Origin of the sequence: Staphylococcus sp. OJ82, assembly GCF_000294465.1 — a bacterium.
Classification (GTDB): Bacteria; Bacillota; Bacilli; order Staphylococcales; family Staphylococcaceae; genus Staphylococcus; species Staphylococcus equorum.
Genome location: NZ_ALPU01000003.1, coordinates 157,368 through 182,272, shown reverse-complemented (window position 1 = coordinate 182,272; position 24,905 = coordinate 157,368). Strand labels below are relative to the sequence as shown.

The 24,905-nt window shown below is 33.7% G+C and carries 21 protein-coding genes and 1 riboswitch; of the genes, 9 read left to right on the top strand and 12 right to left on the bottom strand.

What is annotated here, in order from left to right:
* Positions 1 to 266 precede the first annotated feature (266 nt).
* A complete protein-coding gene (locus tag SOJ_RS03140; protein ID WP_002506633.1) occupies positions 267 to 1,337 on the top strand; it encodes an acyltransferase family protein in 1,071 nt (356 codons plus the stop codon).
* 141 nt (positions 1,338 to 1,478) lie between these two features.
* Here the strand turns inward: SOJ_RS03140 and SOJ_RS03135 are convergent, their stop codons facing one another.
* Positions 1,479 to 2,099, bottom strand: a complete 621-nt coding sequence (locus SOJ_RS03135; RefSeq protein WP_002506632.1) for a DUF4064 domain-containing protein — start codon at positions 2,097 to 2,099, stop codon at positions 1,479 to 1,481.
* 202 nt (positions 2,100 to 2,301) lie between these two features.
* Between SOJ_RS03135 and SOJ_RS03130 the strand changes: the two genes are divergently transcribed.
* Positions 2,302 to 4,008 (top strand): BCCT family transporter, encoded by a 1,707-nt coding sequence (locus tag SOJ_RS03130; protein WP_002506631.1) that lies wholly within the window; start codon positions 2,302 to 2,304, stop codon positions 4,006 to 4,008.
* A gap of 130 nt (positions 4,009 to 4,138) precedes the next feature.
* A complete protein-coding gene (locus tag SOJ_RS03125) occupies positions 4,139 to 4,924 on the top strand; it encodes a putative hydro-lyase (RefSeq protein WP_002506630.1) in 786 nt (261 codons plus the stop codon).
* 125 nt (positions 4,925 to 5,049) lie between these two features.
* Here the strand turns inward: SOJ_RS03125 and SOJ_RS03120 are convergent, their stop codons facing one another.
* The 3 genes from SOJ_RS03120 to SOJ_RS03110 form a co-directional block, all read right to left on the bottom strand.
* Positions 5,050 to 6,066, bottom strand: a complete 1,017-nt coding sequence (locus SOJ_RS03120; RefSeq protein WP_002506629.1) for a PTS sugar transporter subunit IIC — start codon at positions 6,064 to 6,066, stop codon at positions 5,050 to 5,052.
* Positions 6,067 to 6,473: 407 nt separating this feature from the next.
* Entirely contained in the window at positions 6,474 to 7,034 is a 561-nt protein-coding gene (locus tag SOJ_RS03115; protein ID WP_002506628.1) for a sugar O-acetyltransferase, read from the bottom strand.
* A 64-nt stretch (positions 7,035 to 7,098) separates the two neighbouring features.
* Entirely contained in the window at positions 7,099 to 8,295 is a 1,197-nt protein-coding gene (locus SOJ_RS03110) for a DUF819 family protein (protein WP_002506627.1), read from the bottom strand.
* A 162-nt stretch (positions 8,296 to 8,457) separates the two neighbouring features.
* Here SOJ_RS03110 and SOJ_RS03105 point away from each other — a divergent pair, with 162 nt between their 5' ends.
* Complete coding sequence (locus SOJ_RS03105; RefSeq protein WP_002506626.1) at positions 8,458 to 9,879, top strand: SLC13 family permease; 1,422 nt, start codon at positions 8,458 to 8,460, stop codon at positions 9,877 to 9,879.
* 134 nt (positions 9,880 to 10,013) lie between these two features.
* Positions 10,014 to 10,220 carry a hypothetical protein gene (locus SOJ_RS03100; RefSeq protein ID WP_002506625.1) on the top strand — a complete coding sequence of 69 codons (207 nt, stop codon included), beginning with the start codon at positions 10,014 to 10,016 and terminating at the stop codon, positions 10,218 to 10,220.
* Positions 10,221 to 10,699: 479 nt separating this feature from the next.
* On the opposite strand, the gene SOJ_RS03095 is transcribed toward SOJ_RS03100, so the two are convergent.
* From SOJ_RS03095 to SOJ_RS03085, 3 genes are all read right to left on the bottom strand, one after another.
* Entirely contained in the window at positions 10,700 to 11,569 is an 870-nt protein-coding gene (locus SOJ_RS03095) for an SDR family oxidoreductase (RefSeq protein ID WP_002506624.1), read from the bottom strand.
* Between the two features lie 170 nt (positions 11,570 to 11,739).
* Positions 11,740 to 13,629 carry an FtsX-like permease family protein gene (locus SOJ_RS03090; RefSeq protein WP_037539424.1) on the bottom strand — a complete coding sequence of 630 codons (1,890 nt, stop codon included), beginning with the start codon at positions 13,627 to 13,629 and terminating at the stop codon, positions 11,740 to 11,742.
* Positions 13,619 to 14,380: an ABC transporter ATP-binding protein gene (locus tag SOJ_RS03085; RefSeq protein ID WP_002506622.1), complete on the bottom strand. Its 762-nt coding sequence runs from the start codon at positions 14,378 to 14,380 to the stop codon at positions 13,619 to 13,621. Before SOJ_RS03085 ends, SOJ_RS03090 begins: the two co-directional genes overlap by 11 nt.
* Before the next feature lie 208 nt (positions 14,381 to 14,588).
* On the opposite strand from SOJ_RS03085, the gene SOJ_RS03080 reads away from it, so the two are divergent.
* The 3 genes from SOJ_RS03080 to copZ all read left to right on the top strand — a co-directional run bounded on the left by SOJ_RS03080 (position 14,589) and on the right by copZ (position 18,869).
* On the top strand, positions 14,589 to 16,040 hold the full coding sequence (locus SOJ_RS03080) for a SulP family inorganic anion transporter (protein WP_002506621.1): 1,452 nt from the start codon (positions 14,589 to 14,591) through the stop codon (positions 16,038 to 16,040).
* A 181-nt stretch (positions 16,041 to 16,221) separates the two neighbouring features.
* Positions 16,222 to 18,606: a heavy metal translocating P-type ATPase gene (locus SOJ_RS03075; RefSeq protein WP_002506620.1), complete on the top strand. Its 2,385-nt coding sequence runs from the start codon at positions 16,222 to 16,224 to the stop codon at positions 18,604 to 18,606.
* A 56-nt stretch (positions 18,607 to 18,662) separates the two neighbouring features.
* Entirely contained in the window at positions 18,663 to 18,869 is a 207-nt protein-coding gene (gene copZ, locus SOJ_RS03070) for a copper chaperone CopZ (protein WP_002506619.1), read from the top strand.
* 92 nt (positions 18,870 to 18,961) lie between these two features.
* On the opposite strand, the gene SOJ_RS03065 is transcribed toward copZ, so the two are convergent.
* The 5 genes from SOJ_RS03065 to SOJ_RS03045 form a co-directional block, all read right to left on the bottom strand.
* The gene (locus tag SOJ_RS03065) at positions 18,962 to 19,966 is read right to left on the bottom strand and encodes a D-lactate dehydrogenase (RefSeq protein WP_002506618.1); all 1,005 of its coding nucleotides are present in this window, start codon (positions 19,964 to 19,966) and stop codon (positions 18,962 to 18,964) included.
* Positions 19,967 to 19,986: 20 nt separating this feature from the next.
* Positions 19,987 to 21,144, bottom strand: a complete 1,158-nt coding sequence (locus tag SOJ_RS03060; RefSeq protein WP_002506617.1) for an aminotransferase class I/II-fold pyridoxal phosphate-dependent enzyme — start codon at positions 21,142 to 21,144, stop codon at positions 19,987 to 19,989.
* A 61-nt stretch (positions 21,145 to 21,205) separates the two neighbouring features.
* A riboswitch (SAM riboswitch) is annotated at positions 21,206 to 21,314 on the bottom strand.
* Positions 21,315 to 21,451: 137 nt separating this feature from the next.
* Entirely contained in the window at positions 21,452 to 22,210 is a 759-nt protein-coding gene (locus tag SOJ_RS03055; protein ID WP_002506616.1) for a hypothetical protein, read from the bottom strand.
* A 528-nt stretch (positions 22,211 to 22,738) separates the two neighbouring features.
* A complete protein-coding gene (locus tag SOJ_RS03050) occupies positions 22,739 to 23,782 on the bottom strand; it encodes a PTS transporter subunit IIC (RefSeq protein WP_002506615.1) in 1,044 nt (347 codons plus the stop codon).
* A gap of 202 nt (positions 23,783 to 23,984) precedes the next feature.
* Positions 23,985 to 24,413 carry a 6-pyruvoyl trahydropterin synthase family protein gene (locus SOJ_RS03045; protein ID WP_002506614.1) on the bottom strand — a complete coding sequence of 143 codons (429 nt, stop codon included), beginning with the start codon at positions 24,411 to 24,413 and terminating at the stop codon, positions 23,985 to 23,987.
* A 134-nt stretch (positions 24,414 to 24,547) separates the two neighbouring features.
* Between SOJ_RS03045 and SOJ_RS03040 the strand changes: the two genes are divergently transcribed.
* The gene (locus SOJ_RS03040; protein WP_002506613.1) at positions 24,548 to 24,901 is read left to right on the top strand and encodes a DUF488 domain-containing protein; all 354 of its coding nucleotides are present in this window, start codon (positions 24,548 to 24,550) and stop codon (positions 24,899 to 24,901) included.
* Positions 24,902 to 24,905: the final 4 nt, after the last annotated feature.

Below are 24,905 nucleotides of genomic sequence, written 5' to 3'. Positions count from 1 at the left end.
ATATGTATCACACCACAAATGCAATCGCTTACAATCACTTTTTTTAATTAAATCGTATCTCACCTATTTCGCATTATTCCCTAAAATTTGCTATTATATTCATTGATATTTATTGTTAATATCATATAAATAGTAAATGCTAATTTAATAAAATTCATCTTAATATTTACACTGAATTCTCATTACGTATGTTATTATTTAAACTTGAATATAATCATAACAATATTTATTTTCAAAAAAGGAACAATCGAGAGGTTAAGCTATTTATGAAAACATATACGTCTGTTATTTTTTGGATGCGTACTATAGCTTGTTTAAGTATTGTTCTCATTCATGCGATTACAACTACATTTTCCAAAATGGATTTTGTGGGCCATGGCACTGCTATTAGAATATTTCAATTATTGCTAATGTTTAGTACGCCATTATTTGTATTCATTTCAGAATTTTTATTAGCGAAAAATTATCACGTTAAAACAAAACCTGGTTTCTTTAAAAACAAATTGATTTATTTAGGCATTCCATATATTGTGGTTAATCTAGCTATCTCATATTTCTATTTTGAACCTGAGACATTAGAAGATTACTTTGGGCATGTTTCAAACACGATGTTCCATGGTGGCGCTGTGACATACTTTATTGTAATTATTTTCCAATTCTATATATTACACATTCTCTTTGCTAAATACATAATTAAATGGAAACCTATTCCTGTAATTATTGGTGCAACAATATTCGCCACATTGTATTGGGCATTTAGAGAATTTGTACCCCCATCAGAAAATCCAATTTTAGGACTGTTTTGGGGAAGAGAAGGTTGGATGCTCTTTTTAGGTTGGATTAGTTATTTCTTACTTGGTTTTTATACAGGCATATACTATGAGTCCCTCATGAAGAATATTAAAAAATATACTTGGCTTATTATTTTTGGCGCAATCTTGTCAGCAGGTATATTAATTAGTAACTATTTATTCGGTGTTAGTACTTGGGTAGAATCTAAACGCTTTGATATACCATTTTATGTCACAATGGTGATCTTACTGTTTTTCTTATTCTCATCCTATGTCAAATATGTTCCAAAATTCGTATTATTCATAAGTAACTACTCATTCTGTATATATTTAGTTCATTACTTCTTTGTGCATGATTTAGGCTTATTGAGAGCGGATAGTTCATTAAGAAACATTGCTTTCACTTTCATTCTCACAGTCACAATATCAGTTTGTCTAGCATATGTATTCAACTTATTCAAATTCGGAAAATTTATGGTAGGTGGGATTGGACACATCAATTACGACAAAGTGTATGAAAGTTATAAACACGGCAAGATGGATTAATAAATTAACAAATTATATATCAAATACAATAATTAAAAGAGGACTAGCTGTATTTTACAATCAGCTAGTCCTCTTTCTTTATCTTATTATTTCATAGTATCACCATTTATCAATTTACGTTCACCATGAAATACTCCTACTTTATTTATCTTTACGATCTTGGCGACGTTGATACGTGTAATCATCAGAAGTCGATACCGCTTCGTCTTTGTCATCACTTAGTTTCTCTTGCTTTGTAAAGTCTCTATCATCAGTTTGATGTTCTGGTGATTCATCTTTTAATTCAGTATTTCGCTCTTGATAATGATTGTCTGTATTGTTTCTATTATTTGAATTCGTAACACCTTCATAGCTCGGTTTATGCGCTTTTCTTACTAATAGTAAAATACCAGCTACTAACCACAATAATGCAGTAATCCAATTAAATGTAAATACTGTAACAATTGCAATTAATATCAGTACAACACCCGACACTTTAGGAATTTTATTAATTAATAACGCAAATATAATTGCGATAATTGTACATACGATAACTGCTCCTAAAGCTACAATAAACAAGCTACTCGCCATATCTAATAATTGAGATGGTGTCATTTGATTTGATACCTGATTAAATTCTTGACTATTGTTCATTGATTGTATGAGTGAATCTTTTACGCTCGCATCATTTAAAAATGGCGTAACGATAGCCATTAAAAATATTAAGATAAACTGTAGGATAATGCCTACCCAGGTTAATATTTTTTCCACAGTTCTTTTCATAATTTTCCTCCTCAGGAATTTACTTCTAGCTTTGTTAATGCTATACCCCTCACAAATAACGTTATGCAATAATATGATTGCTCAATCTATTCTATTGTATTTAAATACTTAAAACAAACGAATTTAGTCCAATGAGTAACAAAATAATAATAAGGGTATGTAATTATAATCTAAATAAACAAAGGAATGATTAAATAGCGTTATGAATAATAAGCATAAGAGAAAAACAAAAAATCGTAATTTGGTCTACATTATTTCAGTAGCTATCATTTTACTCATCACTTTAGTTGCTGGTATTTTCCCAAAGGGGTTTGGAACCTACGCACAACAAGTTTATGACTACATATCAAATTCTTTCGGATGGTTATTCTTAGTTATTATTTTTATTTTAGATATCTTTTTAATCGCGTTAGCTGTATCTCGTTATGGACGCTTTAAATTAGGTAGAGATGATGAAGAGCCTGAGTTTTCTATGCATTCTTGGATTGGAATGCTATTTTCAGCAGGCTTAGGTGTAGGGATTGTCTTTTGGGGTGTCGCTGAACCATTAAGTCATTATTTACATTCTCCCTTCCCAGGCACAGTCGCAGATGAGTCGGCAGAATCTGCAAGAGTCGCAATGGGCTATACATTTTTCCATTGGGGTATTTCACAATGGTCTATATTTGCAATTGCCGGTCTTACTGTCGCTTATTTCCAATTCAGAAAAAATCGTAACGGGCTAATTTCAACAGCGATGGAGCCTGTATTTGGCGAAGCATATAAGCGCCCTTACAGAAACATCATCGATATTTTAGCTATTATTGCGACAGTGATGGGTATCGCAACCTCAATTGGATTAGGTATTATGCAAATTAGCGGTGGGTTAGAACATGTCTTTAATATACCTAATAATAATATTACTAAAATCACAATCACTGTATTAATGGTAGCTATTTTCCTAACTTCTGCAGCAACTGGTTTAAATAGAGGTGTCAAATGGCTAAGTAATATTAATATAGGATTAGGTGCCTTGCTTCTTATCTTTATGTTCATTTTTGGTGATTTAAAATTCATTTTCGAATCTTACACTTTAGCAATTGGTGATTATTTACGCCATTTTATTGAATATAGTTTACGTATTAGTCCATATACCGGAGACAATGGCTGGATTCAACAATGGACAGTCTTTTATTGGGCATGGGTGATTTCATGGTCTCCATTTATAGGTGGTTTCGTTGCGCGGGTTTCACGTGGACGTACGATAAGAGAATTCATCGTTGGCGTACTCATTATTCCACCGCTAATTTCATTTACTTGGATTGCTGGTTTTGGGGGTACAGCAGTTAAAATTGCACTCAAAGAGAATGATAATATTGCTAACGTTGTTGATCAAGACTACACCGTAGCGTTATTTGAATTGTTATCTAAATTCCCTCTTGCTGACATTACGAGTGCTTTAGCAATTGCACTGATATTTATATTTATTGTCACAAGTGCTGATTCAACAACACATATTGTCTCAGGCATGGCAACAGGTGGCATAGCAAATCCTAAGACGAAGCACAAAATCATTTGGGGTATTTTAATCGGTGCAATTTCAGTATCTATGACAATTGCTGGTGGCTTAACAAGTTTACAAACCGCTTCTGTTGTCACAGGGCTTCCGTTCTCTATTATCTTGCTATTAATGATTGTGTCATTAATGCGTGCATTGCGTAGAGAACCAACGAAACATTTTAAAATGACACATATAGATGATGATAAAGATTATTCAATTCCACTTGAGCAACGTGAAGATGATGACACTAACGATTCAAAAGACGATTCAGCAAATGATAAGCAAAGCACAACTCATGATGAAAAAGAAGCTGAATTAAACAAACAATATAGAAATAATAAAAAAGACGAAAATAATAACGACAAATAAAATGATTCACCCCTCCTATTCTCTAGCTAATGGAGGGGCATTTTTATAAACTTGTAATATACATATATTTAACTGTTATGACTTATTTTTGCTAAACTAACGATAAGTTTTAAATTAAGGGGATGGTTTTATGAATTTAGATAATATACAGCCACATAAACTAAGAGAAATGATTAGTAATGGAGAACTTACTGATCCTACCAGTGGTATGGCTAAAGGATACGTACAAGCCAATGTCGTTATTCTACCTTCAAGCTACGCATATGATTTTTTAAAGTTTTGTTTTAGAAATCCTAAAACATGTCCACTTTTAGATGTATCCGAAAAAGGTTCTACTACCTTTCCTTTCTACGGTAAACAAGCAGATATTAGCACAGAGGTGGCAGAATATCGTGTCTATCGTTATGACGAGCTTGTTGAATCACCAACAAATGTCTCGCATCTATTTAATGATGATATGGTCAGCTTTTTAATCGGTTGTAGTTTTACCTTTGAACATGCCTTATTAGAAGCCGACATTCCGATTCGACATATTGAAGAAGATCACAATGTACCTATGTTCATCACTGATATACCCGCAGAACCAAGTGGCGAATTTGCAGGTAATATCACAGTAAGTATGCGCCCGATGACAATGCAGCAAGCCATTAAAGCAACTGAAATTACTACACACTTTAAAAATATGCATGGGACACCGCTACATATTGGTGATCCATCTAAAATAGGTATTGATAATATTACAAGACCTGATTTTGGAGAACCTGCCACAATAAAGGAAAATGAAGTTCCTGTCTTTTGGGGATGTGGTGTGACCCCACAATCTATCGCTCTAGATGCCAAGCCAGAATTAATGATTACCCATGCACCAGGACATATGTTTATTACAGATATACTTAATAGTCAAATTGGTGATTAATAACTAGTTATCTATTACTGTTTCAAATATCTCAAAAAATAAAAGGACGTTTAGATTTCATCTGAAAAATCTAAACGTCCTTTTTTATTCAAGATTTTATACTACAACGCATTACAACGTATGTTTTAACGGGATTCTATATCCTCTTGCGTTACAATTGGATAATTTTTGAAAAGTTTAGAACATACATAGCCTACAATTAGACCAATAACAGCGATAATTGCACCATAAATGAAAATTTTCAATGGATCATTAAATCCAAACATGACTAAGAAACCAGCTAGTGGGGTTGCCGTACCAGTAGCATCATTTATCATTCCAGATGAAGCGATAACCGCTCCGGCTAATGCACCACCTATAAAATTCGCAGTATATATTGGAACAGGATTTGCCGACACAATATCTGCTTGAGATAATGGTTCAATACAAACAGCAATTCTAGATTTACGATCGCCTAATTTCAATTTATTAAACATTGTGCCATTAATAAATGAAGAAGAGAAAGAAACCATAGCAGCAATTGCCATTGGCATACCAGTTAGACCAAGTAATGCCGTTAAAGCCATAGAGCTTAATGGCGCTGTTCCTACTACTGTAATAACACCACCAAGAATAATCCCCATAATAATTGGGTTTATTTCTGTAGAACTTTGAATGATGTCACCTATTTTTAATAGTGAATTATTAACTAACGGGGTAATACCAGTCGCAACTAATCTTGCTAAAGGTGCAATAATTAAAATACCTACGATCAAATCTATACCATCTGGTACTTTTCTTTCCGCGTATTTCATTAAATAACCAACAACATAGCCAGCGACGAAACCAGGTATTAAATCTAGTCCTCCACATGAGGCAGCTATAACTAAAGCATATACAGGTGAAACACCAATAGCTAATGCTACAAGTCCAGCTGCAGCTACACCACCAAGACCTCCAGCAGCATCGCCCAGTTCACCTAAAAATTTAATACCTAATAGGTCGCCACCTACGTATTTATGAAATGCTTCAACTAAGAATGTTGCAATTGCAGCATTTGCTAAAGCACCCATCGCACGCATACCCATAGGTGCTCGATATGTAAACAGTGTAAATAACGCTAACACTACAACTAAAAACAAAGTTCCAATTAATATATCCATCTTTGAAATGCCTCTTTCCTTTTCTTGAAGTAGTTATGTTTTTGTGTGGACATAATTGTTTCAATTCTAACTATAAGCAGATTTATCGATTCCTTTCTAAAAATCAGATTCATCTATCTTATATATATTCATCTACAATTATATTACTTACCTTTTCACTCACATTTTTATATCTTAACACATTTCACTATTATATTCCGAACAATTTTATTATTTTAAATTTAAGCACCGCGGAACATTTTTCTACATTGTTTTAATTTGTTTTTTAATATTACACGATTTAATGATAATGACTATTGTAGATTATTTTTATATTTCATGATTATTTACACTATGTACAATGAAAAAATGGTGGTAATATCCATTACGTAATGAATGTTACCACAGCTTTTTCTGTTAAATATTTATTAATTATCTATTTTATTTATAGGTTTAGCTGGTGTTCCGACTGCTAGTACATTTTCCGGAATATCCTTCGCCACAACACTACCTGCCCCAATGACTGCTCCATCACCGATTTGAACACCCGGCAACACAATAACGTTAGCACCTAACCACACGTTATTTCCTATGTTAATAGGTAATGCTTGTTCTAACCCTATATTTCTCTGTTGATATTGAAGAGGATGAACAGCTGTATAAAGTCCACATTTCGGACCTATAAAAACATTATCTCCAATAAAAATCTTTCCGCCATCCATAAAATAACAATCATGATTTACAAATACATTATTTCCTAAAAAAACATTGTAGCCATAATCTACTTGGAATGGGCTTAATATTTCTAAATTATCTGGCTTATCATTGAGTAAGTCAGTTAAAATTGCATTGCGTTTTTCTGAATTGCTCGGCTTTGTGTGGTTTAATTCAAAGCAAAGATCTTTCGCTTTATTCCTTTCAACATCCAAAGCTTCATCAAAGTTAGCATCATACCATTCACCTGCTAACATCTTTTCTTTTTCGTTCATACATATATCCCTCCATCATTAAGTTCCGTCAAATATACATACATATTCTAACACCTTTTACAATTTATCCTAGATGAATAAATAATTGATACATCATTGTTCCAGCATAATTTCCTATTACATAACCTAATGTACCAATAATAAGTATCGGGCCCACTAAACCTGACCAGCCTTTTCCAATAGCTAAAGCTGCTGCAGTAGTAGGCCCTCCCGCAGTTGCATTACTTGCTAACAATATTTCTTCAATTTTAAATTTAAAGAGCTTACCTAAAATAAGACTTAAACCTAAATTGAAAATCAAAATAATAATGACAAAAACAAATAACAACGGTGCAGTTGTAATAATTGTAGCAAATGAAGCCGGCGTGCCAATGACTACAAAGAATATATAAATAAGGAAAGTGCCGATTTCTGATGCACCTGCTAACTTCTCAAAGAAATCTCCCCAGATAGCAACAACTATTAATGTCAGTGTTGTTAACAATAAATAAGAATCACCAAAGAAAGATACAATGATTGTTAATATGAGATTACTTTTAGGTACCCATAGTTGTATCAATTCTGCTATTTTGAAACTAATCGCTACAAGTGCAATGGCACTTGCCATTGAAAATGCAATATCTAATAATTGAATTTTTTTTGGTTGCCAAAATGACTGTTGTGTCTCAGGTGTCGTTTCGGATTTATAATTAGTAGTAAAATACTTTTTTATCCAAGGCATTGATGGAATGGCTATAAGTAATATAAAATACAGTGCCATAACACTGTTATCAGCAACTACTGTCGAAGAAACCATGTCTCCAGGTGTTTGGAATTTAGAACTTAAAGCTGCAAAATTCACGCCACCACCAATATAGCTTCCAGTCATCATGGCGCCTATTTTAGACAGGTAAGGTATCCATTGATTTAAAGTAAGAAATGCGACCACTGTACCTATCATTGTCCCTACCGAAGCAATCATAAAAATGAATAATAATCGTCTACTTTCTTTCCATATCTTTAAAATGTTTGAACTAAATAATAATAATGGAATAGAAAGTGGCACGATAAAATCCCATACCGTATCATACACCGGTGAACTCGTTGGTATCACTTTAAAGTTTGATAAGAGCATTGCCCCCACTAGCGCTATAATAGCTCCCGAAATTGTACTTGCCCACTTGTATCGCTGTTCTAGGAATAAACTTATTGTTGCCCAAACTATAATAATTGCCCATAACATCCACGTGTCATCTTTAGCTATAAGTGCACCTAATACCATGAACATTCCCCCTTTGAAATAAATTTTTATTCTAAGATATTAAATACAGTTTACCAGTATTTTTCATTAATTTTTATAATTTTCTGAAAAAATACATTGTTTTGCTCTTTTTAAATTGATATTCTTGCAACTATAGACAATAACAAGGGGGGATTTTTGCAAATGAAAGAAAAAATCGGTTTAATCTTAGGGCCATCACTCTTCATCATTTTTTATTTTATACCCAGTATTACAGGTTTAGCGGATGAACCACGTGCTGTTCTTGCAGTCACACTTTTTGTAGCTACATGGTGGATTACAGAAGCAATTCCTATACCCGCTACGTCACTCATTCCATTGATATTACTACCTTTGAGTGGCGGGACAAATGAACAAGTAGCTGCGAGTGCTTATGCTGATCCAATCGTCTTTATGTATATGGGCGGCTTTATTATCGCACTGGCCATTGAAAAATGGAATTTACATAAACGCATTGCTATGACCATCATTTCTTTGATGGGTTCAAATAGTAATCGTATTATTTTAGGTACGATGATTGCAACTGCATTTATTTCAATGTGGATTTCAAATGCAGCAACCGCACTCATGATGTTGCCAATTGCGTTAGCATTAATAAAAGAAATTAAAGAGGCACAATTCCTCAAACCAGAATCAGCCCACAAATTCGGGAAAGCATTATTATTAACTGTCGCTTATTCAGCATCTATCGGTGGCTTAGCAACGCTTATTGGTTCAGTACCAAATGCGGTTTTCGCAGCCATCGCTTCCTCTACTTTAAATAGAGAAGTGTCCTTTGCACAATGGATGTCATTTGCCTTACCGTTGACAATTATTTTGTTAATCATTTTATACTTGTTAATGACAAAATGGTTATTTAAAATTGAAGACTCCGATAAAATATCTTCAGATTTTGCAAAGAAAGCTTTACATGATTTAGGTCCGATGAGTTTAGAAGAAAAGTTAACAGGTATTGTCTTCCTTTTCGTTAGTATCTTGTGGATTGGTGGCGGTCTCTTGCCTGCTTCTTTAAATTTATCAGATACAGTTATCGCAATGTTAGGTGCTGTATTGCTCTTCCTTATTCCTGCAAAATCTTCTAACGGCGCATTACTCGTATGGAATGATATGAGTAGACTACCATGGGGTATATTGCTATTATTCGGTGGTGGCTTATCCTTAGCTGCTGCATTTGAAGATTCAGGACTGACAAAATGGTTTGGTGGCATGCTAGGTTTCGTCGAACCACTACCATTAATCCTTGTCGTTATCGTATTATCGACGTCTATTTTATTCTTAACAGAAGTGATGTCTAATACGGCAGTTTCCAATATGTTAATGCCAATCAGTATTGGTTTAGCCGCAGCAATTAGCCAAGATCCATTTATTATTATGGGAATTGTCGCAGTATCCTCAACGTGCGCATTTATGTTGCCAATTTCAACACCACCAAATGCTGCGGTATTTAGTTCTGATGAATTAGAAATGCAAGATATGGTTAAAGGTGGATTTATTTTAAACATGTGTGCAATTGTGGTAATATCACTATTCGTATATTTCTGGTTACCTATTGTATTTGGTTTATAAAAAGAAAGTTCTTAATAGTTTGTATCGTTAGGATACAACTAAGGTATGATATAATTTCGATACTAGGGACGCATGTCACAAAGTACAAAACGGTATAGAATAAGAGTATAAACTTATAGAAGGAGTCATTTATTATGAAGACAATCATTAAAGGGGCTATCGCAGTATTACTGATATTAGGCGTAGTTAAAACATTCCAGGACCATGACGTGCAAGCAGAAGCAGTTAATTATTATAACCAAGCTAAAAATGGTGAATTGCTTCAAAGTATAGAAAGTGTGAATTTCGATTCATTAAAGCACTTACAATTCGATGATCTTATCCCTTCTGATTTCTTTTAAAGTTTATCAACTTTCTTCTAGATAATTACAGAATAAACGTCATCTGATATGCTAGGTGTCAACCTTGTCCCAATTTCGTATCGATACTGTAATTGTCGTACCTTATTAACATAAATTTCAAACAAATAGGTTTTCCAAGACAACCTTCAGACAAATAAATTAAGAGGCTGAGACATGATGACATGTCTTAGCCTCATTTTTTTATATTGGCAGTGGCCAACTGAATTGAAAATGCGCTTATATCAAGCTTTTAAAGAACTACTACTTCATTTATGAAGACAAGTAGTTCTTATGCAAGAGCTAAAGCTCTTGTATTCCATTTTATAGTCAGCTGTGCCGGGGTGGGACGACGAAATTTTATTAGAAAAATTAGATTTCTGTCCCACTCCCTTTTTTGTGAAAAAATATAAATTTTTAAAGGGTAAGTGTAAAAAAAGCATAATGACATATTTCGATAAAAATCGTATAATAATATAAATTTATGATGTCATATAATCTCCACCATTGACGTGGATAACTTGGCCTGTAATATACGAACTATCTGCGTACGTTGCTAAAAATACATAAGATGGTGCAAGTTCAGCTGGTTGCCCTCTACGTTCCATTGGTGTATCAGAACCTTGATTTTCAACTTTGTCTTCTGTGAATGTTGCTGGAATTAATGGTGTATAAATTGGTCCAGGTGCCACTGCATTAACACGAATACCTTTTCCAATCAACGTAGTTGCTAATGAGCGTGTGAATGCAACAATCGCGCCTTTTGTTGCTGAATAATCTATAAGATGTCCCGAACCTCTATAAGCTGTCACACTCGTGGTATTAACAATCGCATCGCCATCACTTAAGTGTGGTACTGCAGCTTGAGATAAAAACATCATTCCAAAAATATTCGTTTCGAATGTTTCTTTTACTTGTTCTGGTGTGATATCTTCAAAATTATCTTTTGGAAATTGAACGCCACCATTATTAACTAATATATTGAGTCCACCAAAATCATTTACGACTTTTTCAATTAAATCTTGTGATGATGCAACATCTTTCAAATCATGTGCATAGGCTTTTGCTTTTACACCTAAAGATTCCAAACGATTTACTACCGCTTCAGCATCTTCATGTTCATCATAATATCCAATCGCGACATCTGCGCCTTCTTTAGCATATAGTGTTGCCACTGAACGCCCAATACCTGAATCTCCGCCGGTAATCAAAGCAACTTTCCCGTTCAATTTTCCACCACTTTTATAATCTTTCATTTCTGAAAGTGGCTGTGGATTCATATCTTTTTCAATTCCTGGTTGTCTATCTTGTGTATAACCTTTAATTTGTTTATGAAATTCAGTTAAGTTCATTTGTATACCTCCATTTTTACACCTATTACTTGCTAGATACCACTTCAGAACACATACAAACATTTTGAATTTTTAATTAGTTTTGAGCAATATAAAATGAATACATTAACAACACACTATAACAGTGCCGCTATAGTGTGTTGACTGAGCTTTAAGATTATTAATTGGATTTAGATAGAATGTTTAATGATTCTACTTGAATGGATAAATGACATAATTGCAAATATGCAATAAACAATTGAATATGCACCCATAACAATATAGACAGGTAACATATTTGTAGTACTGAGGATTAACATAAATGCTTTAGCTGCAAAATATGCATGTAATAATGACACTACTAGTGGCAGTCCAAAATTAAACATTACTTTAAGACCTAACCCTTTGAGCATATCACTATGTGTGTATCCAATTTTGCGTAATATACGGAAACTTGGTATCTCATCTTCTGTTTCATCCATCTGTTTAATATAAATGATACAACCTGACGCAACTAAAAATGCTAGTCCTAAAAATGATGTAACAAATAATAATATACCCGCAGAGTCATTCAATTCTTGACGTACTAATTTTTGAGGGTAGATATCAGAATGAACCGAATGGGCCATTTTATTAGCTTCTTCCCAATTATTTTGATTTTTTAAATCATAACCATATTGAGTACGTGTTTCCTCACCTTGTGGTTTCAATTGATTATATTGCTGTTCACTTATGAGTAATACAGGTGAAGCAAAGCTGACATCGTTTTTAAAATTCACTTCTTTTTTAGCATCAATCACTTTAAATGTGTCCACTGGTTTAGTATCAAATTGAATTTTTGTATTTAAATTGAATTTCATTATACTTGCGGATGAAGCCATATTTATCATTTTCGCTTTATGATCCGTAATATCCTTATCATTAAAATATTTATTACTTGTTATAAACATTTTATCAGTTTCACCAAAATTACTACTGTAATCATAAAAATTCTCTTTAGTTACTTTTAATTCAGTAACTTCTTTATATATTTTGTTATAACCTATATCCTTTTTTTTCAATTTATCTTCAAATTGTTGGGCTTGCTTATTTTCCAAGAAATTAAAATCTTGTGGTGAGGATTGCTTCACTGTATCGTCAATCGTTGACTTACTGATTGCACCAAAGCACAGTACGGTAACAGTAACAGCAGATATCGTCGCTATTATTGTGAGTGACAATGCATTTTTCTTCATTCTGTGCATGATTGAAGACGTAAATACAACATCTGTTATAGAAACATTACCATTTTTTGAACGCTTCAATGTTTTAAAAATCAGCGACACTGAACTTCTAAAGAATAGATATGCACCTATAATAGTTAAAAATAAAATGGCGAATGGCGCGTACATTAATTGCTCGGCGAATTTGCCAAACAGTTCAGTAGACATATAATAGCCAAAAGCAATCATGGCTATGCCTAAAATGCCTGAGATAACTTCAATAACGGTCATCTTAGATTGGGTTGCTTCAGATTTTGTACTATCATTCATCATTGATAATATACTGCGCTTACGTAAAAAGATGAAGCTTTGTGCCATAATCAATAGGAAAGACACGATAATTAACAAAATTGTTTGTATAACAGCAGGAAATTGGAACGTTAATGATACACTCGTGTCTATAGTTAATACCTTGAGTACAATCATTAAGAGAATTTTCGAACCAAAGACACCAATAATTATGCCCATCAACCCTGTTATTAAAAACATTGCAGCTTGTTCAATTAATAATATGCGCATAATATTTTTTCGAGTTAAACCTATTAATTGATATAAAGCAAATTCACGTGTCCGTCGTTTTATAAATAATTGATTTGCGTACATTAGAAATACGAGTATAATCGCAAATAAGAAATATGATCCTACTTCAGAACCCTTTCTAATAATAGACATTGAATTTACGTTGTTTATACTCTCTGTATACTTTAATGTTACGAAACTAAAATATAATACAATACTGACAATCAATGAAAATATATACATCGCGTAATGCCGTATGTTTTGTCTGAAGTTCTTAATTACGATCTGATTAAAACTCATTTGCTACACCACCCAAAGCAGTTTGCATATGAATGATATTTTTGTAAAACGCTTGATTCGAGTCATCACCTTGGTAAATTTCAGAATGGACGCTGCCATCTTTCAACATAATGACACGATTAGAATAACTTGCTGCCACTGGATCATGCGTCACCATTACAATCGTTGCATCTATGCTTTCATTCAAATCTTCAAGCCTGTTTAGAAGATCTTGTGCACTTTTTGAATCTAATGCGCCAGTAGGTTCATCAGCAAAAATAATAGCAGGTTTATGTACCGAAGCGCGTGCTGCTGCAGTACGTTGTTGTTGCCCTCCAGAAATTTCATTAGGATATTTATGACCCAGTTCATGAATACCTAGCGCTTTTGTTACTTCATTATAATTATTTTCTTTTTCTGCTTTAGACATTTTTTGAATTGATAAAGGAAGCATGATATTTTCTTTTACCGTTAATGTGTGTAATACACTATAGTTTTGAAAAATAAAACCTATCTCTTTTTTACGAAAATCTGCTAACGCCTTGTTACTCATGTTATTTATTTTGTTACCGTTAATTTCAACTGTGCCACTCGTTATATAATCAATAGAACTTAAGACGTTTAAAAGTGTTGTTTTACCAGAACCTGAAGGCCCCATTATGGTAACAAATTCACCCTTTTCAATTGAAAAATCTATCCCCTTTAATACTTCTTGTTGCTGATGTCTGTTACCGTACTTTTTTGTTAGTCCTTCTACTTTTAATATCGACATGTTTGTTCACTCCTCGTCATCTTTTTCTCTATATAACTATCATAGCTAATTAATTTTTTCTTTTCGTTTGATATAACTAACAAAAAGCTATTTTTAAATGACAACTTTGTCACTTATATGAAATTTAGTTGATTCTATTTTTTTAAATCTACACTTCTGTCATATGATATAATAGTCTAATTGAATTTTAAATAAGGAGTACAAGAAGATGTTAAATAAACTTAAAAGAGAATGGCTCACTGCTCCGGGCACCAATATCGTAGCTGGTATCCTTGTGGCGCTTGCACTCATTCCTGAAGCCCTCTCATTCTCTATCATTGCCGGTGTAGATCCTATGGTCGGTCTATACTCTTCATTTATTATAGCAGTTGTTATTTCTTTCGTTGGTGGTAGACCAGCAATGATTTCAGCAGCTACAGGTTCTGTTGCCTTAGTCATTGTGCCACTAGTAAAGGACCATGGCGTTCAATATTTACTGGCAGCAACAATTTTAATGGGTATTATACAAATTATATTTGGTGTGTTAAAGGTAGGACGTTTAATGAAGTTCATCCCAAACTCTGTCATGATTGGTTTCGTCAACGCTTTAGCCATTCTTATTTTCATGACACAAATCAAGCATATATTTGGTATATCAATACCTACATATTTATTTGTTATTACTACACTACTAATTATTTACTTATTGCCACGCGTATTCAACAAAATTCCCGCGCCACTTATCGCAATTGTTGTACTTACTATTGTCTACTTAGCGACTGGCGCAAAAGTCGAAACTGTTGGTGATTTAGGTCAAATCACACGTTCATTGCCACAATTTTTCATTCCTGATGTGCCATTTAACTTAGAAACATTACAAATTATTTTGCCTTATTCTTTATCTATGGCGATTGTTGGACTTGTAGAAAGTTTATTGACTGCACGTATCGTAGACCAAGCAACTGATACGTATAGTAGTAAAAATAGAGAATCACGTGGACAAGGTATTGCCAACTTTATTACAGGGTTCTTTGGTGCTATGGGTGGCTGTGCTATGATTGGTCAATCCGTAATTAATGTACGCTCTGGTGCAACAACACGTCTTTCTACTTTTACAGCTGGTGTATTTTTGATTGTTTTAATTATCGTGTTTGGGGATTGGGTCGTTCAAATTCCTATGCCTATATTAGCTGGTATCATGATTATGGTATCTGTAGGAACGTTTGATTGGCATTCATTTCAATTTATGAAAAAAGCACCACGAACTGATGCGTTAGTCATGGTACTCACTGTAGCTATTGTACTATTCACGAGTAACCTTGCCTTAGGTGTTATCGTTGGTGTCATTGTAAGTGCCCTTTGTTTTGCTACAAAAATTTCAAATGTTACTGTAGATTACGAAGAAGTCGATGAGACAATTCACTACAAAATCAAAGGTCAAATTTTCTTTGTCTCTATAGATTCTATGATGAATCAACTTGATTTGGAATTACGCAATAAAATAATTTACTTAGATTTTAGTCAAGCTCACTTATGGGACGATTCCGCAGTGAATGCGATTGATACTTTAATAGAAAACTATCATAAGAAAAAAAATACAATTTATGTACAACACCTCAATAAAGACAGTCGTAAAATTGTTTCAGAATTAAGTAAAGTAAACAAACAACATCTTTTATAAAATATGAATCTATGAGATTGAAATATTGGTAAGTTTTTAAAACTACGCCTTTATTTCAATCTCTTTTTTCAAACACAAAAATTGACTTTTATACCTAGTGGGGGTATATTAAAAATATAGAAATTTAAAAAACGACTCTGTCACCAATATTTAGTTACATGTATGAAAGGAGGTTCACTTCATGGCTGAAAAGAAAAAAACGACTTTAGGTATCACCGGTATGACTTGTGCCGCGTGTGCAAATCGTATAGAGAAAAACTTAAATAAAATTAATGATGTAGACGCCACTGTAAACGTTACAACTGAAAAAGCAACGGTTGCTTACAATCCTAAATCGACAACGATTGATGACCTTACGCACTCCATTGAAAAAACAGGTTATGGCGTCTTAACTGAAAAAGCAGAACTCGATGTTATAGGCATGACTTGTGCCGCATGTTCGAATAGGATTGAAAAAGTATTAAACCGTGACGCTGGTGTTGAACATGCTAATGTCAATTTAACTACTGAAAACGCAACGATTGCTTATAATCCAGAAATGACTTCTATTGATGATTTGATTAAAAAAATTCAAAAAATAGGTTATGATGCAAAACCAAAACAAGCAGCCACTGAGAAAAGTTCGCAAAAAGAACAAGAGTTAAAACACAAACGCACTAAACTTATTATTTCAGCAATTTTAGCAGCACCCTTATTGCTTACAATGTTTGTACACCTTTTCAGTATGCAAATTCCTCATATCTTTATGAATCCATGGTTTCAATTTGCATTAGCAACACCTGTTCAATTTATAATCGGTTGGCAATTTTATGTAGGTGCCTATAAAAATTTACGCAATGGTTCTGCCAACATGGATGTGCTTGTCGCCTTAGGTACAAGTGCTGCATACTTCTATAGTTTATACGAAATGATAAAATGGCTAAGCCTTACAAATTATACACCGCATCTATATTTTGAAACGAGTGCAGTACTAATCACATTGATTCTTTTTGGAAAGTATTTAGAGACGCGCGCAAAAACACAAACTACAAATGCTTTAAGTGAATTGCTCAACCTTCAAGCAAAAGAAGCACGCGTGTTACGTAATCGAGAAGAACTTATGATTCCATTAAACGAGGTTGTCCAAGGCGATCACCTTATCATTAAACCTGGTGAGAAAATACCTGTAGACGGTAAAGTCATTAAAGGAACCACTTCTATAGACGAATCTATGTTAACTGGTGAATCTATACCAATTGAGAAAGTTCAAAATGATAACGTCATCGGTTCCACAATGAATAAAAATGGGTCTATTACAGTAGAAGCAACTAAAGTTGGCAAAGACACAGCGCTCGCTTCAATTATTAAAGTTGTAGAAGAAGCACAAGGATCTAAAGCACCTATTCAACGTCTTGCTGATATTATTTCTGGCTATTTTGTACCGATTGTAGTTGGCATTGCTTTACTCACATTTATTGTATGGATTACACTCGTACAAACAGGACAATTCGAACCAGCATTAGTTGCTGCAATCGCAGTACTCGTAATCGCCTGCCCTTGTGCACTTGGGTTAGCTACGCCTACTTCTATTATGGTAGGTACTGGAAAAGCTGCCGAAAACGGTATTCTTTTTAAAGGTGGCGAACATATTGAACGTACACACCAAGTCAATACTGTTGTATTAGATAAGACAGGTACAATCACAAATGGTAAACCCGTAGTCACTGATTTTGATGGTGATGATAAAGTATTACAACTACTCGCAAGTGCAGAAAAAGGTTCTGAACATCCTTTAGCTGAATCTATTGTGAACTACGCTAAAAAGAATCACATTCCATTTTTAGAAGTAGCACATTTCGAAGCGATACCAGGCCACGGTATAAAAGCGACAATTGATGGTAAATCATTATGTGTTGGTAATCGTAAATTTATGATAGAAGAAAACATTGCAATAAACAGTGCTGAAACACAATTATCACGTTTTGAACAAGATGGAAAAACAGCGATGATGATTGCCATAGATAGCGAATTAAAAGGAACAATCGCTGTTGCAGACACTGTTAAAGCTTCAACAAGTGAAGCAATTCAGCAACTTCATGATTTAGATATTGAAGTCGTGATGCTCACTGGAGATAACGAACGTACTGCACAAGCTATTGCAAAGCAGGTAGGCATCGACACAGTAATCACCGAGGTATTACCTGAAGAAAAAGCCACAAAAATTGTAGAGCTACAAGATCAAGGCAAGACAGTAGCCATGGTTGGTGATGGTGTCAATGATGCGCCAGCACTTGTACAAGCAGACATTGGTATAGCAATTGGTAGCGGTACAGAAGTTGCTATCGAAGCTGCTGACGTTACAATTCTTGGCGGCGATTTATTATTAATTCCGAAAGCCATGAAAGCTAGTAAATCAACAATACGCAATATTCGTCAAAACTTATTTTGGGCATTTGGTTACAATGTAGCTGGTATACCGATTGCCGCATTAGGGTTACTCGCACCATGGGTTGCCGGCGCTGCAATGGCGTTAAGCTCTGTGAGTGTCGTCACTAATGCATTGAGACTTAAACGCATGAAATTATAATTCATTTTTGAAATAATCATGATAGAGACATTCATTATTTTAAGGAGGTGATTTGTATGACTGCAGAAACAATTAAAGTAGAAGGCATGAGTTGTGATCACTGTAAACAAGCAGTAGAGTCAGCACTTACTAACCTTGATGGTGTTACAACAGCAGATGTTAACCTTGAAGAAAATAACGTTAAAGTAGATTATGATGACAGCAAAGTCGAAATGTCTCATATGAAAGAAGCAATTGAAGACCAAGGTTATGATGTAAAATAAATGAATAGCACACAAATATAGTGGACGCCTCATCTCTGATGCGCCCACTTTTTTATTGTTTATATTAATTTTAATACTGAGTTAAAAACCCTTTATAATGTATTAACACGGAGGGCTGTATCACCAGTGTTCAATACTTCTAATGTTGCATTTAGTGCATCCACAATTAAATTTTCAACTGCTGCATCTGTATAAAATGCAATATGAGGAGACAGTATAACATCTTGTCGTTCAATTAATTGAGTTAAAATATCATCTTTAAGTTCAGTGCCTCTTTGATCACTAGGAAACAATCCTTTCTCACCCTCATAAGTATCAAGCGCTGCACCTTTTAACGTTCCATTATCCAAAGCTTCTATAAGTGCACTTGTCTTTACAATAGAACCACGCGCACAGTTGATAAACACAGCGCCCTTCTTAAATGCTTTGAATAAATCTTCGTCAAATAAATAGTCATTTTCTTTACTACTTGGAATATGTACAGTGACAATGTCTGCATCTTTTACAACTTCAGTCACGCTATCTTTATAAGTTAAATATGTTTGGCATTGTTCATTCGGTTCAATATCATATGCCACAACTTCCGCGTCAAACCCTCGAGCAAAAATTTTTCCTACAATAGAACCAATGCGCCCCGTACCGATTACAGCGACTTTTAAATCTCTGATAGAACGTGATAATATCGCTGGTTGCCATCTGAAATCATAAGTTGCTGTTTTTTGTTGAATATCATTATAATTACGAATTAAATTAAGTGCTTGAGAAACTGTATACTCTGCAATTGAATGTGGCGAATACGAAGGTACATTTGAAATAATCAAGTTATATTTTTGAGCTAAATCCAAATCATAACTATCAAAACCTGCACTACGTTGTGCAATTTGTTTAATGCCAAAATCATGTAATTTTTTATATACTGTTTCATCTAAAGGAATTTGCTGTGATAAAGATAAACCATCAAACCCTTCTACTCGATCTACTGTGTCTAAAGTAAGTAAATCTTTATCTAAATCAACCTCTACTTTGTATTTTGTTGCCCATGCTTCTATGTAGGGAATATCTTCTTCACGCACGCCAAAAAGTTTGATTTTTGTCATCTAAATTCACTCCTATTTTATTATTGATAAAGATATTTAAGCGATTGAATACGTTCTGCTGCTTCCAACAATGCTTGATCATCAAGTGCCAATGAAATACGTACATAGTTACGCCCATGTTCACCAAAAGGTATGCCAGGTGCAACAAGAATAGATTGTTCTTGTAATAAATAGTCAACAAACGTTTCACCATCGTATTCGGGGGGTGTTTTCAACCACAAGAAAATGCCACCTTTCATCGGTTCAAATGGTATATCCACTTCATTAAGTTTTGCTTCAAATTGATTTCTACGTTTTTTAAAAGTTTCATTTTGTTCTTCTAAAAAATCATCATAATGATTCAATGCATAAGTAGCTGCATCTTGTAACGCACCAAACATACCAGCGTGTGTATGTGATTGGTATTTCTTTAAGGCTTGTATTATATCTTTATTCCCTACTGCAAATCCCACTCTAAATCCTGACATGTTGTAACCTTTAGATAAGGAAAAAATTTCTACTCCCAAATCTTTCGCACCTTCAGATTGCAGCATACTGGGATTCTTACCATCAAAACCAAATGCACTATATGCAAAATCATGAACAATTTTAGTTTTCGTATTTTTAAATTTTGCAACAGCTTCATCAAATACAGCCTTTGTAGCCACTGAGCCAGTTGGATTATTAGGATAAGTTAAATAAACTAGACGTGTATTAGCTAGCACTTTTTTATCTACTTTATCCCATTCAGGTAAATAATACGGTGGTTTAAGTACCAATCGCTCAGGTTGTGCATCAGCCAACATCACCCCTGCCAAATAGTCTGTATAACCAGGATCCGGTAGCAATACATTTTCTCCAGGATTAACGATACATGTTGGAAGCGCTACCAAACCATTCTTCGTTCCATATAAAATACAAACTTCATCTTCTTTATCTAATTCTACTTGGTACTGCCTTTCATAAAAATCTACAATTGCTTGTTTCAAGCTATCTTTACCATGAAATGCTACATACTTCTGATTCTCAGGAAGACGTATCGCATCAGCGAAACAATCAATAATACCTTTTGGCGTTTCGCCATCAGGGATACCGACTGCCATATTGATTAATGGTAAAGGCCCATGTTCAACCTTTTGCCCCATTGTTTTACCAAAGTAACTATCAGGAATTTGTGCTAATCTATCTGAAATTGACATTAAAAAGTCCTCCTATAAAAAAACTATATACCCAATGAAGTGGCATATAGTTTTCACATGTCACCTATCTATCAAGTCATGTCACTTGTTGGAAGTAGCACAGTACTTACGACATAAGTCTGCTGCTGAAGTCTCATAGGGCCAAATCCCTCAACTTCTCTGGATAAGTTTTCATTTATTTAATTAGCTTTAATTTTATCAGAATATTCACCCTTGTCAATAAACTTTAAAGTATAAAAAAAGAGTGACTCTTGTGAGTCACTCTCTAATCTATATCAATAAATTTTATGATTTAATGCTTTGAAACCTACCACCAGTTATTTTGAGAACGGAATGAAAGTGCTTCATCAATTGAACCATAACGTTGTTCAGCATAGTTAATCATACCTTTTGTTTGTGTAGCTACTGAACCAGTACCCCAAGCTTCTTTAGTTTGTCCTAAACCTGTGTAACCTAATGGGTTAACAGCATTTGGATTACCACTTGATTCAGGTAATACGATAGTATTCCACATAGCTTCTGTACCACCAGCAGCTAAGAATTGAGCTTTAACTGATCCACCAGTTGAAGCAGCTGAAGATTTTGCAGTTTCGTAAGTTTTAGTAGTTGCACTTGTTTGTGTAGTTTCAACTTTTGTAGTAGTTGAAGCTTTAGGAGCTGCAACTGGTTTTACGTCAACATTATTTGATTGTTGTTGCGTACTTACTTCGCTTGCTGCTTTTTCGTTAGTATTAGTAGTTGCTTGTGCGCTAACGTCTTGAGTTGTGTTTGTAGAAACGTTTGAAGATGCAGTTTGAGCACCTGCTACATCATATTCCCATGACCATGATTGACCGTCTGAAGTGAATGTATATTCATAACCGCCTAATACGAAATCATAGTTGTATGCACCAGCGTGTAATGGTTTTTCATTTAATTCTGCAGCATTACTTTGTGCTAATTCAGCTAAATGCGCTTTGTCGATGCTTTCTTCTGAAGCGTGAGCTTGATTGTTGTCTGCTGTTGCTGCGTATCCTGTTACACCTAATGCTACTGCTAATGATGATGCTAAAATTGTCTTCTTCATAATTAAAAAATCCTCCATTTAAATCTTTTTAAGTAAAATTATATTTTCGTTAATTAAATTATCCTATGTACTTCAAGCAATTAATTTTTATGTGTTATTTTTTCGCCACAAATAATATACCATAAATTCCGTTCAATTATATTACACTTAGATAACAAAACGTTACAGATACAGCTTCTCTTTGTAATATTGAAATATAACCGTTTTGTTTTGTAACGCTCTAAACAAATAAAATATACTTTTCATATATCTCTAAATGTTATTATATTGCGCTTCACGTCAATTTTCATACTAATTTTTTATATAGTCTGAAATATTACAAAACCATCTACTGTTACCCAACTGTAAAATTAAAATTCAACATAAAAATTATAATTTTGCGCGAAACTTGCACTAATTTTTGTAAAAATAAAAAAAGACCACTGTTATGTGGCCTTTTAGATTATCTAACTGTATTTTCAAAAAATCAATTTGACTGTTAGTTTATTACAATTCGTTACTCATTTCATATCCAAAACATATAACATTTTATGCTAAGAATTTATAAATGTTACTATCATACAGTTTTAATACCTTCATATAGAAAAGATTAATTAAGTACCCCATTATAAATGGAACTACAAAGAACGTGATAAATACTAATAATAAATTCATTAATATCGAGTCTTCCATAAATTTAAAGGCACTAATTGGCCCTACAAGCCCGATAATACCAAATCCGGCTGATTCTTTAGTACCTTCTATGCCAATAAGCCCACCTACAAACCCTGTGATAAGTGCGTTTGTAAAAATCGGTAATAAAATAATAGGATGTCTTACCATATTCGGTATCATCATTTTAACGCCACCTAAGAAAATCGTTATCGGTACGCCTGGTCTATTCATTTTCATTGTGCCTGCAACAAGTACACCTTCACATGCTACGATGCCAAGCGAAGCAGAACCAGCTGCTAGACCACTTATACCTATGGCTAGGGCTGTAGCCACGGTCGATATCGGTGAAATAATTATGAAACTAAATGCAAGTGCAATAAGCATAGACATTAATATAGGTTGTAATTCTGTAAATGAATTTACTAAATTACCTATACCTGTAGTAATCATTTGTATGTATGGCAGTATGAGTACGCCTATTAATGCAGCCAAGCCTCCAACAATTGTTGGTAAAATAATTAGCGTTAAACTACCGAAACGTTCTCCTACTATTAATATAAAAAACACTGCAATTGCTGCAGTAATCATTGTATTGATTAAATCCCCAACGCCTACAAGCATCCATACACCATCTTTGAATTGTGCAACCCCACTACCAACAAATGCCGAACTTGCAACTACTGCTGTAGCTAATGGCGTTAGATTGAAGCGCATTGCAATCAATGCTCCTACAAGAAGTGGTACTGTAAATTGTATACTTTCGACAACTTGTAACATTGTTTCAAATATTGGATACTTTGGTGAAAGCAATTTAAATAATTCACCTAAAATTGCATTTGGAATCAGACCTGCAACAATCGCTATTGCTACACCTGATAATACATTATTTATAAATTGTTTCGGACTGACTTTCATCATAGCAGTTCCTCCTAAGTTGTAATAATTACTAATATATCACATTATCTTAATTTTCAGAATATTTATTTCATATTTAATTTTTTAAAATAATCTAGTAAAACAACAACTAAAAAGCCCACAGATAACGATTAAGTAATCTATCGGCTATTAATTATATATTTAGTTGGTTTCTAATGGTTTTTAGTTTCTTCCATAATAACTTTTATTTTTCCATTAATTCAGAAGTTATTACGAGTCCTTGTGTTTCAGTTTCAAAAAATTCTAGTTTTTGCAGTTTATTATTTTCTGGTAATAAGCGATCAAATTGTTCCCAAATCCAAAAAGCGATATTTTCAGCTGTTGTATTCATATCCGGCAATGTTTCGTTGACTAATTTTCCGTCTAAATAAGGTTCAATTTCTTTTTTATATAACTTATCAACTTCATTAAAATCCATTGCTAGACCATAATCATCAATTGCAGATATAATTTCAATGTTGAATTTGTATAAATGATTCTCTAAATCTTTGTGAAATTTTTCAGTGAAATAAATACGATTGTTACATGTAAATTCATAATAGTTTTTTATACATACATCGTTATCTCGATATTTGAATTGTTGAGGTGGTTGCACATTATCGAAATTTGTCATTGAACTCACTCCTATTTCTCTCTTTATATCTATATACCCTTTCTCTTTCTTCTATAATTAAAGTAATTATGTTTTTCTATATTCATTATAGGTAATTAAGTATTGTAATAGTTTTTTTAGAAAGGATGAATGCTATGACTATTCACATTCAAAGAATTTATGATAAAGAACAAAAAGATGGTGTGCGTATACTTGTAGACCGCGTTTGGCCAAGAGGTGTATCTAAAGAGGATGCAAATTTAGATTATTGGTTAAAAGAACTTGCGCCTACATCTGAGTTAAGAAAATGGTTCGATCATGATCCTAAATTGTATGCTGCTTTCAAAGAAAAATATGAAAAAGAATTACGTGAAAATGACAATCAACAAGAAGCATTTAATGAACTTAAAGAAATCAAATCTAATACTAAAAAAGATATTATTTTATTATTTGCAGCTAAAGATGAAGAGCATAACCAAGCTGTCGTACTGCAAGACTTGCTAAAATAAGGTG